General features: G+C 70.0%; 17 protein-coding genes, 4 tRNA genes and 1 riboswitch. Of the genes, 10 read left to right on the top strand and 11 right to left on the bottom strand.

Going from position 1 to position 17,863, the window contains the following annotated elements:
- Positions 1-90: 90 nt before the first annotated feature.
- A complete protein-coding gene (locus ABD235_RS08085) occupies positions 91-657 on the bottom strand; it encodes a CGNR zinc finger domain-containing protein (RefSeq protein ID WP_344171570.1) in 567 nt (188 codons plus the stop codon).
- A gap of 113 nt (positions 658-770) precedes the next feature.
- Between ABD235_RS08085 and ABD235_RS08080 the strand changes: the two genes are divergently transcribed.
- Positions 771-842, top strand: a tRNA-Val gene (locus ABD235_RS08080).
- A gap of 344 nt (positions 843-1,186) precedes the next feature.
- On the opposite strand, the gene ABD235_RS08075 is transcribed toward ABD235_RS08080, so the two are convergent.
- Positions 1,187-1,807, bottom strand: a complete 621-nt coding sequence (locus tag ABD235_RS08075; RefSeq protein ID WP_344171568.1) for a response regulator — start codon at positions 1,805-1,807, stop codon at positions 1,187-1,189.
- Positions 1,804-2,991, bottom strand: coding sequence for a sensor histidine kinase (locus ABD235_RS08070; RefSeq protein ID WP_344171566.1), 1,188 nt, complete (start codon positions 2,989-2,991; stop codon positions 1,804-1,806). The genes ABD235_RS08075 and ABD235_RS08070 overlap by 4 nt, the downstream gene beginning before the upstream one ends.
- A gap of 138 nt (positions 2,992-3,129) precedes the next feature.
- Between ABD235_RS08070 and ABD235_RS08065 the strand changes: the two genes are divergently transcribed.
- Both ABD235_RS08065 and ABD235_RS08060 read left to right on the top strand, forming a co-directional pair.
- Positions 3,130-4,083, top strand: a complete 954-nt coding sequence (locus ABD235_RS08065; RefSeq protein ID WP_344171564.1) for an SMP-30/gluconolactonase/LRE family protein — start codon at positions 3,130-3,132, stop codon at positions 4,081-4,083.
- 170 nt (positions 4,084-4,253) lie between these two features.
- Entirely contained in the window at positions 4,254-5,357 is a 1,104-nt protein-coding gene (locus ABD235_RS08060; RefSeq protein WP_344171562.1) for an ankyrin repeat domain-containing protein, read from the top strand.
- 66 nt (positions 5,358-5,423) lie between these two features.
- Here the strand turns inward: ABD235_RS08060 and ABD235_RS08055 are convergent, their stop codons facing one another.
- Complete coding sequence (locus tag ABD235_RS08055) at positions 5,424-5,867, bottom strand: pyridoxamine 5'-phosphate oxidase family protein (RefSeq protein WP_344171560.1); 444 nt, start codon at positions 5,865-5,867, stop codon at positions 5,424-5,426.
- 130 nt (positions 5,868-5,997) lie between these two features.
- Between ABD235_RS08055 and ABD235_RS08050 the strand changes: the two genes are divergently transcribed.
- The 4 genes from ABD235_RS08050 to ABD235_RS08035 all read left to right on the top strand — a co-directional run bounded on the left by ABD235_RS08050 (position 5,998) and on the right by ABD235_RS08035 (position 6,913).
- Positions 5,998-6,070: transfer RNA gene (locus ABD235_RS08050), tRNA-Gly, on the top strand.
- 29 nt (positions 6,071-6,099) lie between these two features.
- Positions 6,100-6,170: transfer RNA gene (locus tag ABD235_RS08045), tRNA-Cys, on the top strand.
- Positions 6,171-6,192: 22 nt separating this feature from the next.
- Positions 6,193-6,264: transfer RNA gene (locus ABD235_RS08040), tRNA-Val, on the top strand.
- Between the two features lie 91 nt (positions 6,265-6,355).
- Positions 6,356-6,913 (top strand): GNAT family N-acetyltransferase, encoded by a 558-nt coding sequence (locus tag ABD235_RS08035; protein ID WP_344171558.1) that lies wholly within the window; start codon positions 6,356-6,358, stop codon positions 6,911-6,913.
- On the opposite strand, the gene ABD235_RS08030 is transcribed toward ABD235_RS08035, so the two are convergent.
- From ABD235_RS08030 to ABD235_RS08020, 3 genes are all read right to left on the bottom strand, one after another.
- Positions 6,898-7,641 (bottom strand): SDR family NAD(P)-dependent oxidoreductase, encoded by a 744-nt coding sequence (locus ABD235_RS08030; protein ID WP_344171556.1) that lies wholly within the window; start codon positions 7,639-7,641, stop codon positions 6,898-6,900. The two genes, ABD235_RS08035 and ABD235_RS08030, sit on opposite strands and share 16 nt — an antisense overlap.
- A gap of 46 nt (positions 7,642-7,687) precedes the next feature.
- Entirely contained in the window at positions 7,688-8,761 is a 1,074-nt protein-coding gene (rsgA, locus tag ABD235_RS08025) for a ribosome small subunit-dependent GTPase A (protein WP_344171554.1), read from the bottom strand.
- 212 nt (positions 8,762-8,973) lie between these two features.
- On the bottom strand, positions 8,974-10,248 hold the full coding sequence (locus ABD235_RS08020) for a YihY/virulence factor BrkB family protein (protein ID WP_344171552.1): 1,275 nt from the start codon (positions 10,246-10,248) through the stop codon (positions 8,974-8,976).
- Between the two features lie 72 nt (positions 10,249-10,320).
- Between ABD235_RS08020 and ABD235_RS08015 the strand changes: the two genes are divergently transcribed.
- Positions 10,321-11,946 carry an acyl-CoA dehydrogenase family protein gene (locus tag ABD235_RS08015; RefSeq protein ID WP_344171550.1) on the top strand — a complete coding sequence of 542 codons (1,626 nt, stop codon included), beginning with the start codon at positions 10,321-10,323 and terminating at the stop codon, positions 11,944-11,946.
- Positions 11,947-11,989: 43 nt separating this feature from the next.
- A riboswitch (ZMP/ZTP riboswitch) is annotated at positions 11,990-12,071 on the top strand.
- A 27-nt stretch (positions 12,072-12,098) separates the two neighbouring features.
- Entirely contained in the window at positions 12,099-13,547 is a 1,449-nt protein-coding gene (locus ABD235_RS08010; RefSeq protein WP_344171548.1) for a glycine hydroxymethyltransferase, read from the top strand.
- Between the two features lie 70 nt (positions 13,548-13,617).
- Here ABD235_RS08010 and ABD235_RS08005 read toward each other — a convergent pair whose 3' ends face one another.
- Positions 13,618-14,631 carry a sigma-70 family RNA polymerase sigma factor gene (locus ABD235_RS08005; RefSeq protein WP_344171546.1) on the bottom strand — a complete coding sequence of 338 codons (1,014 nt, stop codon included), beginning with the start codon at positions 14,629-14,631 and terminating at the stop codon, positions 13,618-13,620.
- A 154-nt stretch (positions 14,632-14,785) separates the two neighbouring features.
- Between ABD235_RS08005 and ABD235_RS08000 the strand changes: the two genes are divergently transcribed.
- Entirely contained in the window at positions 14,786-15,490 is a 705-nt protein-coding gene (locus tag ABD235_RS08000; RefSeq protein ID WP_344171544.1) for an SDR family NAD(P)-dependent oxidoreductase, read from the top strand.
- A 34-nt stretch (positions 15,491-15,524) separates the two neighbouring features.
- On the opposite strand, the gene ABD235_RS07995 is transcribed toward ABD235_RS08000, so the two are convergent.
- Genes ABD235_RS07995 through ABD235_RS07985 form a run of 3 tightly spaced genes read right to left on the bottom strand, consistent with a single transcriptional unit; the run spans position 15,525 to position 17,729 of the window.
- Complete coding sequence (locus tag ABD235_RS07995) at positions 15,525-15,935, bottom strand: VOC family protein (RefSeq protein ID WP_344171542.1); 411 nt, start codon at positions 15,933-15,935, stop codon at positions 15,525-15,527.
- Positions 15,936-15,963: 28 nt separating this feature from the next.
- Positions 15,964-17,166, bottom strand: coding sequence for an MFS transporter (locus ABD235_RS07990; protein WP_344171540.1), 1,203 nt, complete (start codon positions 17,164-17,166; stop codon positions 15,964-15,966).
- The gene (locus ABD235_RS07985; RefSeq protein ID WP_344171538.1) at positions 17,163-17,729 is read right to left on the bottom strand and encodes an ArsR/SmtB family transcription factor; all 567 of its coding nucleotides are present in this window, start codon (positions 17,727-17,729) and stop codon (positions 17,163-17,165) included. Before ABD235_RS07985 ends, ABD235_RS07990 begins: the two co-directional genes overlap by 4 nt.
- Positions 17,730-17,863 lie beyond the last annotated feature (134 nt).

Raw genomic sequence — 17,863 nt, 5'->3', positions numbered from 1 at the left:
AGCCGCCGAAGCCAGAGCTGGAACGCGTCCGGCGCAACGACAAGCCGCGCCGGTGCTCTCACCGGCGCGGCTCACGTCGTACGGGGGCTGCTACTCCCCCGAGGCCTTGCGGCGTTCGCGGTACGCCGCGACATGCAGGCGGTTGCCGCAGGTGCGTGCGTCGCAGTAGCGCTTCGAGCGGTTCCGCGACAGGTCGATCAGTGCGTCGTCGCAGTCCGGTGCCTCGCAGCGGCGGAGGCGTTCGCGTTCCCCGGCCGAGATCACCTGGGCGAGCGCGATCCCGCACTCGACCGTGATCCGGCAAGTCAGCGAGGCGCCGTCGCGCGAGTAGTGGATGTGCCACGGGTGACCGTCGTGGTTGGTCAGCCGCGGCGTCGTCGTACCGCGGGCGACGATCGCGTTGATCATCGCCGCCGCTTCCGCGTCCGAACCCGTCGTGAACACCGGCGAGAACAACGGCCGCAGATCCCGGACCTCCTGCAGATCCGTCTCGGTGAGCGTCCCGACCGCGCTGAACTCCCGCTCCTGGACGAACTTCTCCAGATCCTCGAGCGAGTCCATCGTGTCGACCTGGCTGTTCGGCCCGGGCAGCGTGTTGACCAGCCGGACCAGCGTGCCGAGCGCGTGCTCGGTGTCGTGCGAGAAAGTCACAATCACGTCTCCAACGCGACGGGGTCTCCGTCCTGCAGCAAGAGTAGCCCGGCCGGTTTCGTACGTCGCCGTTCCATGCGCTATGGTTTCTCCCGAGCAACACCAGCAACACCCCGAACGGGCGATTGGCGCAGTGGTAGCGCGCTTCGTTCACACCGAAGAGGTCACTGGTTCGAACCCAGTATCGCCCACGTCATCGGCGGCGGTCTGTGTCCACGGAAAGCGTGGACCGGGCCGCTTCCGTCATTCTGTGCGGCTGCGCTTCGCTTGCCGCGGGCGGGGGCTTCGCCACCCGCACCCCCTGGGGCCTTCGCTTCGCTCGGCCCGCTGGGGCTGGGGTTGTCTGTTGTGCGGCGTTGTGGCGCGACACGCTCGGTCGAGCACTCCGTTCTGGCCTTCGCTTCGCTCGGCTGCTGGGGCTGGGGTTGTCTGACGGGGACGCCTTCGCTTCGCTCGGCTGCTGTGGCTGAGGTGATTGCGGTACGGCGTTGTGGCGCGACGGGTGCTGGAGCGTTTCCTCCTCGCCTTCGCTTTGTCAGCTCGGTGGGCGGATGATGCGTTGCTCGATCGCTCGCGGCACCGCCGCGGCGCGAGTGTCGACCTCGAGCTTGGTGTAGATGTGCGAGAGGTGCGACTTCACCGTCGCCTCGCTGACGAACAGGCTGCGGGCGATCTCGCGGTTGGAACCGCCTGTGGCGAGCAGGCCGAGGATCTCGACCTCTCGTTCGGTGAGCAACGGCCCTGTACGGCGCATCAGGCGCGCCGCCACGGCGGGGGCCAGGATGGTTTCGCCGCGGGCGGTGCCGCGGATTGCGCGGAACAGGTCCTCGGGGGGCGCGTCCTTCAGGAGGTAGCCGGAGGCGCCGGCGTCAATCGCGCTGCTGATGTCGGCCTCGGTGTCGTACGTCGTCAGGACCAGGATGTGCGGCGGTTCCGGGAGTGACCGCAGGCTCGCGGTCGCTTCGGCGCCGCCGGGGCCTGCGCCCAGGTTGAGATCCATCAGTACGACGTCCGGCCGGAGTGCGGCGACGAGTTGTACGGCGCTGTGGGCGTCGGAGGCCTCGCCCACGACGGACAGGTCGTCCTGGCCCTCGAGCAGAGCACGCATACCGGCTCGGACGACCGGGTGGTCGTCGACCAGCGCGACCCGGATCACGACACTCCCCCCGCGTCTGCCTTCAGTGGGATCGACGCCGCGAGCGCCGTACCTTCGCCTGGCTCGCTCTCCAGTACCAGCGTGCCGCCGAGGTGGCTCAGGCGCTCACGGATGCCCGCGAGTCCCCGCCCGCGATCCGGGTCAGCCGGCGCGCGGTCGGTCAGGCCCTGCCCGTCGTCGCGGACGTCGAGCACCACGGAATCTGGCTGATAGGTCAGCGTGACAACGGCCGTCGTAGCCGCGGAGTGCTCGAGCACATTCGCCAGAGCACCACGCGTAGTCCGCAGCAGAGCCGTCTCCACCTCAGAGCCGAGTGACACCGGCGTCCCGTGCACCTGGACCCGTACGTCGACCCCGCTCACCGCCGCAAGGCGTTCACACGTCTGTCGCAGCACGTCCGGCAGCGCAGGCCGTCCAGAGGCAGCCAACTCGGCTGGAGCCAAGTCCCGGACCACCCGTCGCACCTCGTCCAACCCGTCCCGCGCGGTGGCGGCAGCCTGGCCCGCGTGCTCGCGAGCTGAGGACGGCCGGGAGTCCCACTCCCGTTCGGCGGCCTGCAGCAGCAGGTTGATGCTCGACAACCCCTGGGCCACGCTGTCGTGGATCTCCCGCGACAGCCGCGCCCGCTCGGCGAGTGCGCCGGCCTGGTGCTGCGCGTCGGCCAGGTCCCCCTGCGCCGCGTGCAGGTCGTCCAGCAGCGCCTGTCGCGCGACCGCATCCCGCTCCAGCGCTCGGTAGGCCCCAACAGCCAGTACGGCGATGCAGACCGGTCCCAGTACGATCGTCGGGTCGAGCCGGTCGGCCATCCGGGTCCACTGCACCACCACAACCGCCACCATCCCGGCAACCACCGCGCAGGCCGGCCAGAACGCCAGCACCCGCAGTGCCACGAACGACAGCGGCACGGCGCACCACGCGAACGACGGCGCGAGCAGCACCAGCCCGAACCACACCACCACCAGCAACGCTAGCCACACCCGGCCAGGCAGGACCGGCCCCGCGGCGTACGTCGCCAGCAGGGCCAGAGCGCCCGCGATCATCCAGGGCGCCTGATCGCCGAACCCGTGACCGGTCAGGTAGCGGACCGCGGAGGCGAGCACGAGGACGACGAACGTCGTGTGCAACGCCTTCAGCAGCCCGCCGGCTTGACCGAGCACGGCGGCCGGTGCGTGTGAAGTCGTCATGTCCTGCCGATGGTAGGCCCGGCAGACCGGCTTCCGAATCATCCGATCGGCTATCCGGCGGTGGCCGAACTCCCGTCGTCCGCGAGGCTGAGACCGACCACGCTGGAGGCATCCCGTTCCAGCGATGAGAGGTCCCCGATGTCCGTCCGTTCCCTCTGCACCACGCTCGTCCTGTCCGTCGCGCTCACCGGCGTCGTCGTTCCCACCGCGTCCGCCCGGCCGCTGACCTACGAACTGCCGGGCGACCTCCGCGGGTCGAAGTTCGAGGGCATCGGGTACGACGCTCGCGCGCAGCGCTTCTACGTCTCCGAGACCACCGGCGGCGAGATCCACCGCGGTCGGCTGGGGGCCGCGGCCGCGTCCGAATGGCTCGCCGGCGACGGCACCGACGGCCGTTGGACGGCGCGCGGCGTGACCGTCGACTCGCGCGGCCGGGTGTACGTCGCGGGCGGCCCGAACCGGATCGACCACCCGGGCGCGCCGGACCTGTGGGTCTACGACCGCGACGGCAAACTGCTCGCCGCGCTGCGCACCGGCGTACCGAACGCATTCCTGAACGACCTGGTGATCGGGCCCGACGGCGCGGCGTACGTGACGAACTCGAACGCACCGCAGGTGTTCCGGGTCGCCGAGCAGCACGGCCTCTGGACGATCCGGACCTGGGCGGACGCGACCGGGACGATCCCGACGCAGACCGGCTTCAACCTCGGCGGCATCGTCCTGTCCCCGGACCGGACCGCGCTGATCGTGGCCCAGGGCAACGTCGGCAAGCTCTGGCGGTTCGCGCTGCGGACCGGCGCGGTGTCAGCCGTTGACACCGGTACGGCGGACCTCGTGAACGCCGACGGTCTCGTGCAGGACGGCCGCACGCTGTGGGTGGTGCGCAACTTCTCGAAGGTGCTGACCACGCTCCGGCTGGCGCAGGACGGCCGGACCGCGCGACTCGTCGCCGCGACTCCGACCGACCCGGAGCGGGTGCTCACGACCGCGAAGCTCGTGCAGGGCAGGCTGCTGCTCGTGGACAGCAAGTTCGACGAGCCGACCGCGACGCCGCCGTACCAGGTCGTCGCACTGACCCCGCCGCGCCGATGAGCCCGTCTCGCGCGCTGTCGGTGGCCGCCGTCATCCTGGTGACGGCGGCCGGCGCCTGCTCGGCGCCCGAAGCCGTGCCGTCGTCACCGACGACATCCCCATCCACCCCAGCCCAGCCGCCGACACCCACCCAAGCCCAGCCGCCGACATCGACGACCCCGAGGCCCACCATGCCGTCAGCGACCGACCTGGACCACCAACTCATCGCCGCCGCCTGGAAGAACGACGTGGCCACCGCTCGCCGGCTGATCACCTCCGGCGCGAATGTCAACGCGGTCGACGACACCGTGCAGAGCGCGTTCCTGATCGCCGCCAGCGAGGGGTACGTCGAACTGCTCGACCTCACGCTGCAGCACGGCGCCAACGTCCGGAGCCTCGACAGCTACCGCGGCACCGCGCTGATCCGCGCCGCCGAGCGCGGCCACGCGGCTGTGGTCGGGCGGCTGATCCAGGCCGGCGTGACGGTTGACCACGTCAACAACCTCGGCTGGACCGCGCTGCACGAGGCCGTCCTGCTCGGCAAGGGCACCCCGCAGTACGTCGACACCGTGCGGCTGCTGGTTGCAGCGGGAGCCGACCGCGCCAAGCCGGCCGAGCGCGACGGGATCACGCCGGTGCAGGGCGCTGAGAAGCGCGGCCAGGCTGCCGTGAGTGCCGTGCTCAAGACTGAACGCCCGAAGGCCCCGGCCACCGCACTGCTGGCGGCGGCCACTTCCGGCGACGCGAACCAGGCCGCTGCCGCGTTGGCCGCGGGTGCGGCGATCGAGTCGACCGACAGCAACCGCCGTACGCCGCTGCTCCTGGCGTCGCTGAACGACCGCGTCGAGGTCGCCCGCTTGCTGGTCGGGCTCGGCGCGAATCCCGACGCGCAGGACGACCGGCAGGACTCGGCCTGGCTCGTCACCGGAGTCACCGGGAGCGTCGCCATGCTCGAAACGCTGCTCCCGGCTCGCCCGGACCTCACGCTGCGAAACCGGTTCGGTGGCGTCTCGGTGATTCCGGCCAGCGAACGTGGCCACGTCGACTACGTCCGTCGCGTCGTGAAGACCAGGATCGACGTCGATCACGTGAACGATCTCGGCTGGACCGCGCTGCTCGAAGCCGTGATCCTCGGCAAGGGCACCGAGCCGTGGCAGCAGATCGTCCGGGTTCTCCTCGCCGCCGGCGCGGACCCGTCGCTCGCCGACAGTGACGGCGTCACTCCGTTGCAGCACGCCCAGAAGCGTGGGTACGACGAGATCGCGACGATCCTGCGCGAGGCGAAGGCGCGGTAGGCCGGCGTGCATGACACGACTGCGGCGCTCAGATGAGCCCGCGGCCTGCTCGAAACACGGGCGGTCTCAGACGAGCCAGGCGCCCTCGAGCATCAGGTCCCGGCCCTCGAGCTCGTTGGGCTCGCGCCAGGCCTGGATCCGGATCGGCGTGACCTCGAAGTACGGGTACGTCGCCTCGAGGGCCCGGGGGTCGAAGCCGGTCTTCTCGGCGAACGTGTCGCCCTGCTCCTGGGTGGGCGTGAACCTCTGCGCCGTACCGGTGACGAGAACGACGTCGCGGGTGCCGCCGATCGCGAGGTGGACGTGCCCGTTGGCCTGGAGGTTGAGGCTGGTGGGGTTGCGGGAGGCGGTGGACAGGATCAGGGTCGCGCCGGTCCAGATGAACGAGAGCGGGACCAGGTACGGGACGCCGTCCGGTGAGGCGGTGGAGACCCAGGCGTCGACGTCGGTGGTCAGGCGCTCTAGTGCATCCGCTTTGCGGGTGGCAAGGGGACGCGCGGGAGGGGGCATGTTGGTCTCCGTCACATCGGAAGTGTGCCAAATCAGGGGGTTCAGGAGCGGGAGATACCGATTTTTCTTGGCCCCGAAAGTGCGCTACTGTTCTGCTCTCGCAGGGAGCGGAAACGCCCCCGGCGAGAGTGCGAACGTAGCTCAGTTGGTAGAGCGCAACCTTGCCAAGGTTGAGGTCGCCGGTTCGAACCCGGTCGTTCGCTCGGAAGAGGTCAGCAGGCTGAGACTCTGTGGTGGAGTGGCCGAGAGGCGAGGCAACGGACTGCAAATCCGTGTACACGGGTTCGAATCCCGTCTCCACCTCGCAAAACCTTTAAGTTCACACGGACGATTGGCGCAGCGGTAGCGCGCTTCCCTGACACGGAAGAGGTCACTGGTTCGATCCCAGTATCGTCCACGGAAGATCGAAGGCGACGTGCTCTGCACGTCGCCTTCTTCTGTTTCAAACCCATGGCTCTTGGTCCTCGGGCCTGTTTGAATCCTTGGCCATGACGTCTCTGTGGGTCGGTGAGCGGGTTCGGTTGCGGGCGATCGAGCCCGAGGACTGGGCGGACTTCCTGCGGTTCGACCAGGACAGCGAGATGCAGCGGAACGTCGACATGGTGCACGCACCCCGGTCGGCGTTCGCGACGCAGGCGTGGGCCGAGGAGCAGGCGACGCACGGGGAGGACAACGACCGGCTGCAGCTCGCGATCGAGGCGCTCGAGACCGGCACCGTGGTCGGTGCGTGCTCCACCAACGACACCAGCCGGCGGTGCGGCCGGTTCAGCTACGGGATCGCGGTCGGGCGCGAGCACCAGCGGCGCGGGTACGCGAGCGACGCGGTCAAGATCCTGCTGCGGTTCATGTTCCAGGAGCGCCGGTACCACAAGGCCGAAGCCGGTGTGTACGCCTACAACGACGCCTCGATCGCGCTGCAGGAGCGGCTCGGCTTCCAGCGCGAAGGGCACTTGAGGGACCACGAGTTCCTCGCCGGCGCCTACCAGGACGTGATCGTGTTCGGGATGACCGCGGAGGAGTTCGCCGCGCTTCACATCCGCAGGTGAGACCCGCCGTTGAAGTCGAGCACGGTCCCGGTGGCGAACTCGGCGGCCGGTGACGCCAGGTACAGGATCGCGGCAGCGACCTCGTCAGGTGAGGCAACACGTTCCAGCGGGCTCTCCAGGCGACGACGGTCGTAGCCCTCGCCGGCCAGTGCGTCCGCAGCCATGTCGGTGGTGGTCCAGCCCGGCGCGATCGCGGTGACCGCGATGCCCTCCGGACCCAGAGCCCGGGCCAGCGACTGCGACAGCGAGACGAGCCCGGCCTTGCTCACGCCGTACGCCGGCTGGTTCGGCTCGCCGCGAAAGGCGCCGCGCGACGACACGTTGACGATGCGGCCGCCGCGGCTCATGTGCTGGACGGCGCACCAGCACGCGTTCGCGGCGCCGACCAGGTTCACGCCGAGCGTGTCGGCCCAGGCCTGCTGCCACTCCTCGTACGACGTACGCCGGATCGGATGCGCCGAGTAGACCGCAGCGTTGTTGACCAGGACATCGATCCCGCCGAGCCCGGCCGCGGCCTCGTCGACCATCGTGCGGATCGCGTCGGCGTCGGCCAGGTCGGCCTGGACGACGACGTGCCCCTCCCCCGGCAGGTCCTTCACGACCTCCGCGGCGGCCGAGGCGGAGGCGCCGTAGTGCACGGCCACGCGATCTCCCGCCGCGGCGAAGGCCTTCGCCGTCGCCGCGCCGATTCCTCGTGAAGCTCCTGTCACCAGTACAGATCGACTCATGCCCCGAGTCTTTCACCGCGCCCGATCGCTCGCCCGGGCCGGTTCTTCACTGCCGCGGAGTGATGTCCTTGCGGTAGTTCTTCGTCTGGCGGGCCCACTCCTTCTTCGCCTCGGCCCGCAGCCTGGCATCCGTCCGCCGGGCCATGAACGCGGCCTCGCGCTGCAGCTTGATCCAGCTCTCGTACCGGCGGACCGGAAGGGTGCCGTCAGCAAGGGCTTCCTGCACCGCACAGCCCGGCTCGGTTTGATGCGCACAGTCCCCGAACTTGCAGTGCTTGGCCAGCCCGCTGACATCCGGGAACGCCGCAGCCAGCCCTTCGCCGAACTCCTGCAGCCCGATCCCCCGCAGCCCCGGCGTGTCGATCACGACCCCGCCGAGCGGCAGCGGGATCAGCTCACGCCGTACGGACGTGTGACGGCCCTTGCCGTCCTCGCGGATCGCCTGCACGTCGAGCAGCTCGACCCCGGCCAGCGCGTTCACGAGCGACGACTTGCCGGCGCCACTGACACCCAGCAGCGCCATCGTCGCGTTGCCCGCCAGAAGCTCCCGGACCCCAGAGATCCCGTCGCCCGTGGTCGCGCTGCACACCAGTACGTCGGCGCCCGGCGCGGCCGTGGCGACATCCTCGGCGATCGCGTCGGCGTCACCGACCAGGTCGGACTTGGTCAGGACGACGACCGGGTGCGCGCCGCTCTCCCAGGCCAGGGCGAGGAAGCGTTCGATCCGGCCGATGTTGGGTTCGGGGATCAGGCCGACGACGATGGCGATCACGTCGACGTTGGCGGCGAGCACCTGGCCGCGGGACGAGCCGCCGACCTCGGCGCGGACGATCGACGTACGGCGGGGAGCGATCGCCTCGAGCGTGATCCGGTCGTCGGGCCAGCACCGCAGGGCGACCCAGTCGCCGGTGCACGGGGACGACTGGGCGTCCTCGGCGACGGCGGCGAGCAGGCCGCCGGACCAGCTGGCCCGGACCGGACCGTCCGCGGTGAGAACGGTGGACAGGCCTTTGTCGACGCGGATGACGCGACCCTGGATCAGGCCGCCGGCGCCGGGAAGTGCGGAGAGGTAGTCGGCCGTGGACGGGTCCAGGCCGAGGGATTCCAGCGTTGCTGACATGGTGCGACGAACCTTTCGGGAGGCCCGGCCGCGGAGATCAGCTCGGCGGCCGGACGGTGTGGGAGTGAGCAGGCCCGTCGGCTCGTTGGTCCTCGTGGGCCAGATCGGAGTTCATGGTCGTCTCAACTCCCTTCGGTGGTCCTTGCCGCCGGATCCGGCGGACTGTCGCGATACGGCAAGCGTAGGTCGACTTGCGACCCGCCGCACCGGAATTACGACGGGGTGGTTTCGGACCGGTTCGCCTGGACGACCTTGTCCGCGTCGGCGTGCGCCACGACGTCCTCGGACCGGCCGGCCGGCGCCGGCTCGGCCTTCGCCTGAGCGGGCTTCTCGGCCCGGGCAGCAGGCTTGGCAGCGGCCGGCTTCTCGGCGCGGGCATCCGGCTTGACGGCGGCAAGTTTCGCGACCGTCGGGTTGGCCGCAGCCGGCTCCTCCGGGACTAACGGCTGCTTCTGCGGAGCCTCGTTCGAGGGGTACCCGACCGCGTGCCCCGGCGGATCCACCGGCGATCCAGGCGACATCGCCTCCACAACCCGCGCGAGCTTCACCTCAGGCCGCAGCTCGCCAGGCGTGAGCGGGTGGTCCTCGTGGCTCGGATCGGGCTCCGCCTTCATCACCGGCTCGGCGGCGTCACGGCGTGCCTTGTGCGGCCACAGCCGGTCGACCACCGCGTTCAGCGCCGCACCGATCAGTACGGCGATCGCGGACATGTACAGCCACATCAGGACGGCGATCGGCGCCGCCAGCGGCCCGTAGATCGACGTCCCCCCGACCGTGCTCTGCAGGATCCAGCGCAGCACGAAGCTGCCGAGGATCCAGATCGACAGCGCCAGGAACGAGCCCGGCAGGTCCGAGACCCACGGCGTACGGACCGGCACGGACAGGTGGTATAGCGTGTTCAGGAAGCCCGCCGACAAGATCGTGACGACCGGCCAGTACAGCTGGTTCAGGAAGTCGAGCCGGTGCGGCAGCAGCGCGTCGACCGCGTCCGGGCCGGCCAGCACCAGCGGCAGCACGATCACGCCGATGACCAGCGCCGCGCAGTACAGGCTGAACGACAGCGCGCGGGTCCGGACGATGCCGCGCTTGCCGCCCATCCCGTACATGATCGTGATGGTGTCGACGAACACGTTGAGCGCGCGGCTGCCGGACCACAGCGCGAGCACGAAACCGATCGAGATCACGTCGGGTCGGCCGCCGTTGAGGACCTGGTTCAACGTCGGCACGATGACGGTCTTGACCGAGTCGTCGGTCAGCGCGCGGGCCGCCAGGTCGGCGATCTGGATCTTGATGTCCTCGATCGTCTCGACCTCGAAGTACCGGCTGGCGATGAAACCGATCGAGCCGGCCAGCCCGAAGATCAGCGGCGGCAGCGAGAGGATCGCGAAGAACGCTCCCTCGGCGGCCAGGCCGGTGACCCGGTAGCGCAGACAGGTGCCGACGGTCTGGGTGATCAACTTCCAGGTCGTCGCGGGGATACGTCGCACCCAGGCGAGTGAGACCGACGTCCCACCGCCTCGCGCTGACCCAGAGCGTGCCATACCGCTTACCGTACTGACATGGCGGACCCAAACGGGGTAACGAATCAGGCTCCCCCACTTCAGGGAGTGAACTTCTTCACCCAGGACTCGTCCCTCGGTGACGCTCTGCGCCCGCACGGGGACCTGGCGAAGGACCCGGCGCTGGCGGCGGTCGGAGAACTCGCGGGAACGCAGGAAGCGCTCTCCCACGCGCTCCCGGCCAACCAGAACTCGCCCGTCCTGAAGACGCACGACCGGTACGGCAACCGGATCGACGAGGTCGACTTCCACCCGTCGTGGCACTGGCTGATGGAGAAGGCCATCGGTTTCGGCCTGCAGGCCTCGCCGTGGACGAGCGACCAACCGTCGCCGCACCTGACGCGCGCGGCGGGCTTCTACGTCTGGTCGCAGGTCGAGCCGGGGCACGGCTGCCCGATCTCCATGACGTACGCCGCCGTCCCCGCGCTCCGTGCGTCCGACTCGCTCGGCAGCGAGTGGATCCCCAAGCTCGCCTCCACCCAGTACGACGTACGCCGGCTGCCCGTTGCCGAGAAGACCGGTGTGCTCGCCGGCATGGGGATGACCGAGAAGCAGGGCGGCTCGGACGTCCGCGCGAACCAAACGACGGCGACTCCGACCGGCAGCGGTGACGAGTACCTCCTGACCGGGCACAAGTGGTTCTGCTCGGCGCCGCAGGCCGACGTGTTCCTCGTCCTCGCGCAGGCGCCGGAAGGCCTGAGCTGCTTCGTCGTGCCGAGGGTCCTTGCTGACGGCAACCGCAACGTGTTCGCGCTGCAGCGCCTCAAGGACAAGCTCGGCAACCGTTCCAACGCGTCCAGCGAGGTCGAGTTCCACGGCACGGTCGGGTACCGGCTCGGCGACGAAGGGGCCGGGGTCCGCACGATCATCGAGATGGTGGCGGCGACCCGGCTCGACTGCGTGCTCGGGTCGGCGGCGCTGATGCGGCGCGCGCTGGTCGAGGCGACCTGGCACACGTCGTACCGCAGTGCCTTCGGGGACCTGCTCCGCGACAAGCCCGCGATGCGCAACGTGCTGGCCGACCTGGCGATCGAGAGCGAGGCGGCAACCGCTCTCGCGATGCGGCTCGCGGCCGCGGTCGACGCGTCCGAGGCCGGCGACGAGCAGGCGAAGGCGTTCCGCCGGATCGCGCTCCCGCTGGCCAAGTTCTGGGTCTGCAAGCGGACGCCGATGATGGTCGCCGAGGCGCTGGAGTGCCTGGGCGGCAACGGGTACGTCGAGGAGTCGGGACTGCCGCTGCTGTTCCGCGAGTCGCCGCTCAACTCGATCTGGGAAGGCTCCGGCACGGTCAACGCGCTCGACGTACTGCGCGCGCTGCGCCGGCCGGAGTCGCTGCAGGCGTGGCTGACCGAGGTCGGCGCGGCCCAGGGCGCCGATCATCGGCTCGACGCGGCCGTGACCGACGTACTGGAAGCGCTCTCCGACGTCTCCGAGGCCGAGGCCGGTGCGCGCCGGCTGGCGGCGCGGATGGCCGCTTGCCTGCAGGCCTCCTTGCTGGTCCGCTACTCGACGGCCGAGGTGGCTGACGCTTTCGTGGCGTCCCGACTGGCCGGCGACTGGGGTGGAGTGTTCGGCACCCTGCCCCGGACGACGCCCTTCGGTGCCGTCGTCGACCGGATCTTCTGACAGCGCAGGGAGTTGTCCTCCCCGGCGCCGTCACACGCTAGGGTTACCGCGTCGCGACTGGCGCGTGAGGTGGAGAACCACCGGGGAGCGAGAAGACGTCGGCACCGTGCGCCTGGGTGCCGCGACCGAGTGCAACCGCAGGAGAGACGACGATGACTCAACCCTTCGACGCGACGGCCGCGTCAGCCGCCTACCGCAACGCTCTCGAGGTCATCGGCGCGGTCGAACCGACCGTCGCCGGCGCCATCCGCTCCGAGCTGGAAGACCAGCGCTCCTCGCTGAAGCTGATCGCGAGCGAGAACTACGCCTCCCCCGCCACCTTGCTCACGATGGGCAACTGGCTGTCCGACAAGTACGCCGAGGGCACGGTCGGCCACCGCTTCTACGCCGGCTGCCAGAACGTCGACACCGTCGAGCAGGCCGCGGCCGACCACGCGAAGGCGCTGTTCAACGCACCGCACGCCTACGTCCAGCCGCACTCCGGCATCGACGCGAACCTGGTCGCCTTCTGGGCCATCCTGGCCAACCGGATCGAGTCGCCGACCCTCGCCGAGGCGAGCGCCAAGCACGTCAACGACCTGTCCGACGAGGACTGGACCAAGCTGCGCAAGGCCCTCGGCGACCAGAAGATGCTGGGCATGTCGCTGGACGCCGGCGGCCACCTCACCCACGGTTTCCGCCCGAACATCTCCGGCAAGATGTTCCACCAGAGCTCGTACGGCACCGACCCGGAGACCGGGCTGCTGGACTACGACAAGGTCGCCGCGACCGCGCGTGAGTTCAAGCCGCTGATCCTGATCGCGGGCTACTCGGCGTACCCGCGTAAGGTCGACTTCGCCAAGATGCGCGAGATCGCCGACGAGGTCGGCGCGACGCTGATGGTCGACATGGCGCACTTCGCCGGCCTGGTCGCGGGCAAGGTCTTCACCGGCGACTTCGACCCGGTTCCGCATGCGCACGTCACCACCACCACGACGCACAAGTCGCTGCGCGGCCCGCGCGGTGGCATGGTGCTGTGCCAGCCCGAGTACGCCGACGCCGTCGACCGCGGGTGCCCGATGGTGCTCGGCGGCCCGCTCAGCCAGGTGATGGCGGCCAAGGCCGTCGCGCTGGCCGAGGCGCGCCGGCCGGAGTTCCAGACCTACGCGCAGAACGTCGCCGACAACGCGGTCACGCTGGCCGAGGGCCTGATGAAGCGTGGCGTGAAGCTGGTGACCGACGGCACCGAGAACCACCTGGTCCTGCTCGACGTCTCGTCGTACGGGATCACCGGCCGGCAGGCCGAGTCGGCGCTGCTCGACGCCGGCATCGTCACCAACCGCAACGCGGTCCCGCGGGACCCGAACGGCGCCTGGTACACCTCGGGCGTCCGGATCGGTACGCCGGCGCTGACCACCCGCGGCTTCGGCGGCGACGAGTTCGACCGCGTCGCCGAGCTCATGGTGGATGTCCTGTCCAGCGTCACCCCGACCACCACGTCGGCCGGGGCGCCGTCGAAGGCGAAGTACGTCCTCGCCGACGGCGTCGCCGACAAGGTCCGCGCGGCCTCCGCCGAACTGCTCGACAAGCACCCGCTGTACCCGGGCCTCGACCTGAACTGACGCAGTCCGCAAGGAGCGCCCATCACGTCGACCTTCGAGTCGAGGCGATGGGCGCTGCTCTTGGCGTCCTTCAGTGGCTGGGCAGGAAGCGTGGGAGCCCGAACCAGGGCAGGACGCTGTTGTCGAAGCGGGTCACGGCGCAGATCCGGTCGTCGGTCAGGGTGAGGACGAGGAGCCCGGTTCCGTGCCGGATGCCGTCGGTGGGCGCGCGCAGGTAGGTGCCGAAGGCCGGTTGGCCGTTGGCGCGCGTGGGCACCAGGTGGTACTGGCGGTTGGCGCTCATGATCGCGGCGTAGAAACCGGCGACGGCGTCACGGCCGAGGTACTCGAGCGGCACCGGCGGCATCGAGACCCGGACGTCGTCGGTGAGCAGGGCAACGATGGCGTCGACGTCGTTGGACTCGTACGCGCGGGTGAACCTCGCCACGAGTGCCTGTTCGGCCGGTGAGGCGGGCGCGGGCGGTGCCTCGACGTTTCTGTTCGGCGGGACGCGCCGGTGCAGCGTGGCGCGGGCCCGTTTGAGCGCGCTGTTGACCGATTCGACCGACGAGTCGAGCATGTCGGCGACCTGGGCTGCCGGGAACCCCAGCACCTCGCGCAGGATCAGGACGGCCCGCTGGCGGGCGGGCAGGAGCTGCAGTGCGGTGACGAAGGCCAGCGAGACGGACTCCTTCTGCTCGTAGCGTGCTTCCGGCCCCGGTGGCGTGGCGATCGCGCCGTCGAGGAGCGCGTCGGGGTACGGCTCCAGCCAGGCGACTTCACCGAGCCGGCTCGGCGCTGGTGGTTGGATCTCGGGCACGTCCCACTCCTTCGCCGGACGGCGGCTTGCCGCGCGCATCGCGTTGAGGCACTGGTTGGTCGCGATCCGGTACAGCCAGGTCCGGATCGAGGCACGCCCTTCGAACCGGTCGAGACCGCGCCATGCGGCGAGCAGCGTGTCCTGCAGAACGTCCTCGGCGTCCTGGAACGAGCCGAGCATCCGGTAGCAGTGCATGTGCAACTCCCGGCGATGTCGCTCGGTCAGTTGCCGGAACGCCTGATCGTCCCCCGCCCGCGCCTTCGCGATCAGCTCGCTCGCACACACGTGTCATCACCTCGTCCGCTGTCCGGTTCGCCAGTCTTCCTCAGTGGTGACACCGGCCGGGCCGAGAACTGGGCGATCCTCGCGCCGCCCGATCTCCCGACCGTGTGGTGTCTGCACTCTCGACAGTTCGATTTCCCCCTGACGAGGAGTACAGATGACACTCGCGGACAAGACGATCCTGGTGACCGGAGCCGGCCGCGGCATCGGGAAGGCGCTGGTCGACGAGGCGCTGAGCCGGGGCGCCAAGCGGGTCTACGCCGGTACCCGACGGCCCCTGACCCACGCGGACGAGCGCGTCACGCCACTGACCCTCGACGTGACCGATGCCGAACAGATCGCCGCCGCCGCGGAAACGGTGGGTTCGCTCGACATCCTGATCAACAACGCGGGCAGCTACGGCTACGAAGACCTGGCCGACCGAGCCGGCCTGGAGCGGCATCTGGGAGTCAACCTGTTCGGGCCCATCGGCGTCATCCAGGCGCTCTTGCCCCGACTTCTCGAGTCGAAGGGCGCGATCGTCAACGTGCTGTCGGTGGCCGCGGTGGCCGCGGTGCCGATCAGTCCGGCGTACTCGATCTCGAAGGCGGCCGCGTTCTCGCTGACGCAGTCCCTGCGTGCCGTCCTGGCCGCGCAGGGCGTCGCCGTTCATGCCGTGCTGCCCGGTCCCGTGGACACCGACATGGTGCGTGACCTCGACATCCCGAAGGCGTCACCGCAGTCGGTAGCTCGGGCCATCCTCGACGGGCTGACCAAGGGAGATGACGAGATCTTCCCCGATCCCTTCTCACAGTCGCTCGCCGGCACCTGGAACAGCGGGGCGGTCAAGACGCTCGAGCGCCAGAACGCGATGCTCGTCTGATCCACCTGCGACCAGGGACCGGGTGCAGCGGCTGCTACGAACCGTCGCCGTTCAGCACCTTCTCGAGGTGCCCGGGCGGCCACTCGACCAGCTCGATCCGATACCCGTCCGGATCGAGCAGCCACGCGGTCTTGGGGCCGTCCGGACCGGCCGGAAACTCCGGCTCGCCCGGCGTCAGGCCGGCGGCCTTCAGGCGGTCGAGCGTCGGACCGAGCGTGCCCACGTCGATCGCCAGGTGCTCGAAGCCGCCGATCACGACCGGGCCGTCGGCCGGTCGATGCACCAGCTCCAGTGACACGCTGCGCTCGTCGGGCAGCTTCAGCCAGACCAGGCTCGAGTCGCCGCCCCCGACGACGTCGCCGATCTGGGTGTAGCCGAGTGCTCGGTAGAAGGTCAGGGAGCGTTCGAGGTCACTCACCCGGTACGCGAACAGGATCGTCTTCATGCCGCTCGATTCAACTGGCCCGCTCAGATCAGGTCAACCGGGTGGCCGACCAGATCATCAGGGCGGCGAAGAGTGTGCCGAGAAGGGCGCAGGCGAAGGGGATTCCGGCGCCGGAGATCAGGAGACCGAAGCCGGTCATCGCCACCGGCATCAGGGCCTCGTCGGACAGGCTGACGATGCTGCTGGTCCGGCCCAGGTACGCCGGGGCGATGGTCTGCTGAAACGCCGCCGACAACTGCGCCGACGCGAGGCCGGCCGTGAAGCCGATGACGCCCATCGCGACGAACACGCCCGCGCGGGGTGCGATGCCGATCGCCGCGCAGCCGGCGGCCTGGAAGACGAGGGCGAGCAAGCCGGCGCGGGCCAGGTTCGTCGGCTTCCAGCGCATGGCCAGTACGGCGCCTGCCGCGGCGAGGATGCCTGAGCACGCCTGGAACAGCCCGAGCGAACCGGCGCCCCAGCCGGCCGCCGACGTCCGCTGCACCAGGCCGACCGCGAGCACCGGACCGACGCAGAGGTTGAGCCCGAAGAACGCGATCACGAGAGTGCGCGCCGGCAGATCTCGGCGCAGATAACCGAACCCCGCTTGGAGATCGGCGCGGATCGACGAGCCGGCGGAGGACACCTGCGGGAGCCGCGGCCGCACGACCCAGGCCAGCGCGATCGCGATCACCCCGAAGGAGATCGCGTCCACGACCATCACCGCGGCGAGCCCTCCGTGCGCGACCAGGAACCCGCCGAGCGGTGCACCGACGAACACCGCGAGCCGGTTCGCCAACTGGGTGCTCGCGGCAAGCTTCACCAGATCGTCGGCGCGCACCATCCGCCGCGGCATCGTCCCCGCCGCCGGCGTGTAGAGCGCGTCCACCAGCCCGAACAGCACCGCCACGACCAGCAGGAGCGCCAGCGAAACCCCGGACATCGCGACCACCCCCGCGGCGAGGGCCAGCACGAGGATCCGCCCGAGGTTGGCCAGGATCATCGTCCGCCGCGCATCCAGCCGGTCAGCCAGCGCACCACCCCACAACAGCACCAACGCCCGAGGCAACGCGCCGATCCCCATCACCAGACCGGCCCCAGCGGGCGAGGTCACCTGCGTCGCACTCCACGCCAACCCGACGTACCAGGCCACGTCCCCCGCCTGCGAAACCCCAGCGGAGAAGATCCACCCCTGCACCCGCCGGTCCCGCCGCAACGGCGGAAAGCTCGGTGCTTCCAGCACGGTGCTCATGGCCGGGCCGGTACGGCGTGGGCGAAGACGAAGACCGGGTGGGCGTCCTCGCCCTCGGACGGCTCGTCGACGTACTCCTGGATCAAGGCCCCGAGGCGCGCCCCGAGCTCTTCCAGCCGCTCAGGGGTCAGCGTCACCCAGCTCTCCGTCGAGAACGCCGCGCGAACCCACGGCTCGTCGTACTCCGACCTCAGCCCGAACCACTGACGGACCTTCGTCGTGTGGTGTGTGAGGTTCGCCTCCTCGGCGGTCTCCGCGACCAGCTCGCCGGCCGGGTCACCGCCGGCGTCCGCGATCGACCACGAGTACGACGCCTTGGCCGACCGCCACCAGCGTTCGCGCCGGGTCTTGGCCAGTTCCGGCGCCTCCTCGATCACCCCCGCGGCCGCCAGCACCTTCAGGTGGTGACTGATGTTGCCCACCAGCTCCCCCGTCGCCTCCGCCAGCCGTGACGCGGTCGACGGCCCGTTCACGCCGAGCAGGTCGATCAGCCGCCGCCGCAGCGGGTGGTGGATCGCGGCGATCACGGACGGGTCGGCGGTACGCCGGTTCGCGGGGCTCATGAACACCACCGTAGCGAAGACAAGAACTCTTGCGCAAGAGTTCTTGCAGATCACGAGCTGAGCGCGAAACAATCACGAGTGAGTCGGTGTACTTATCCACATGATGAGAACGCATCTCGCGATGCAGGATAGGG

This window comes from Kribbella lupini, from assembly GCF_039529595.1.
Taxonomy (GTDB): Bacteria; Actinomycetota; Actinomycetes; order Propionibacteriales; family Kribbellaceae; genus Kribbella; species Kribbella lupini.
The sequence above is the reverse complement of the archived record's forward strand: the minus strand, read 5'-3'. Positions and strand labels throughout refer to the sequence as shown.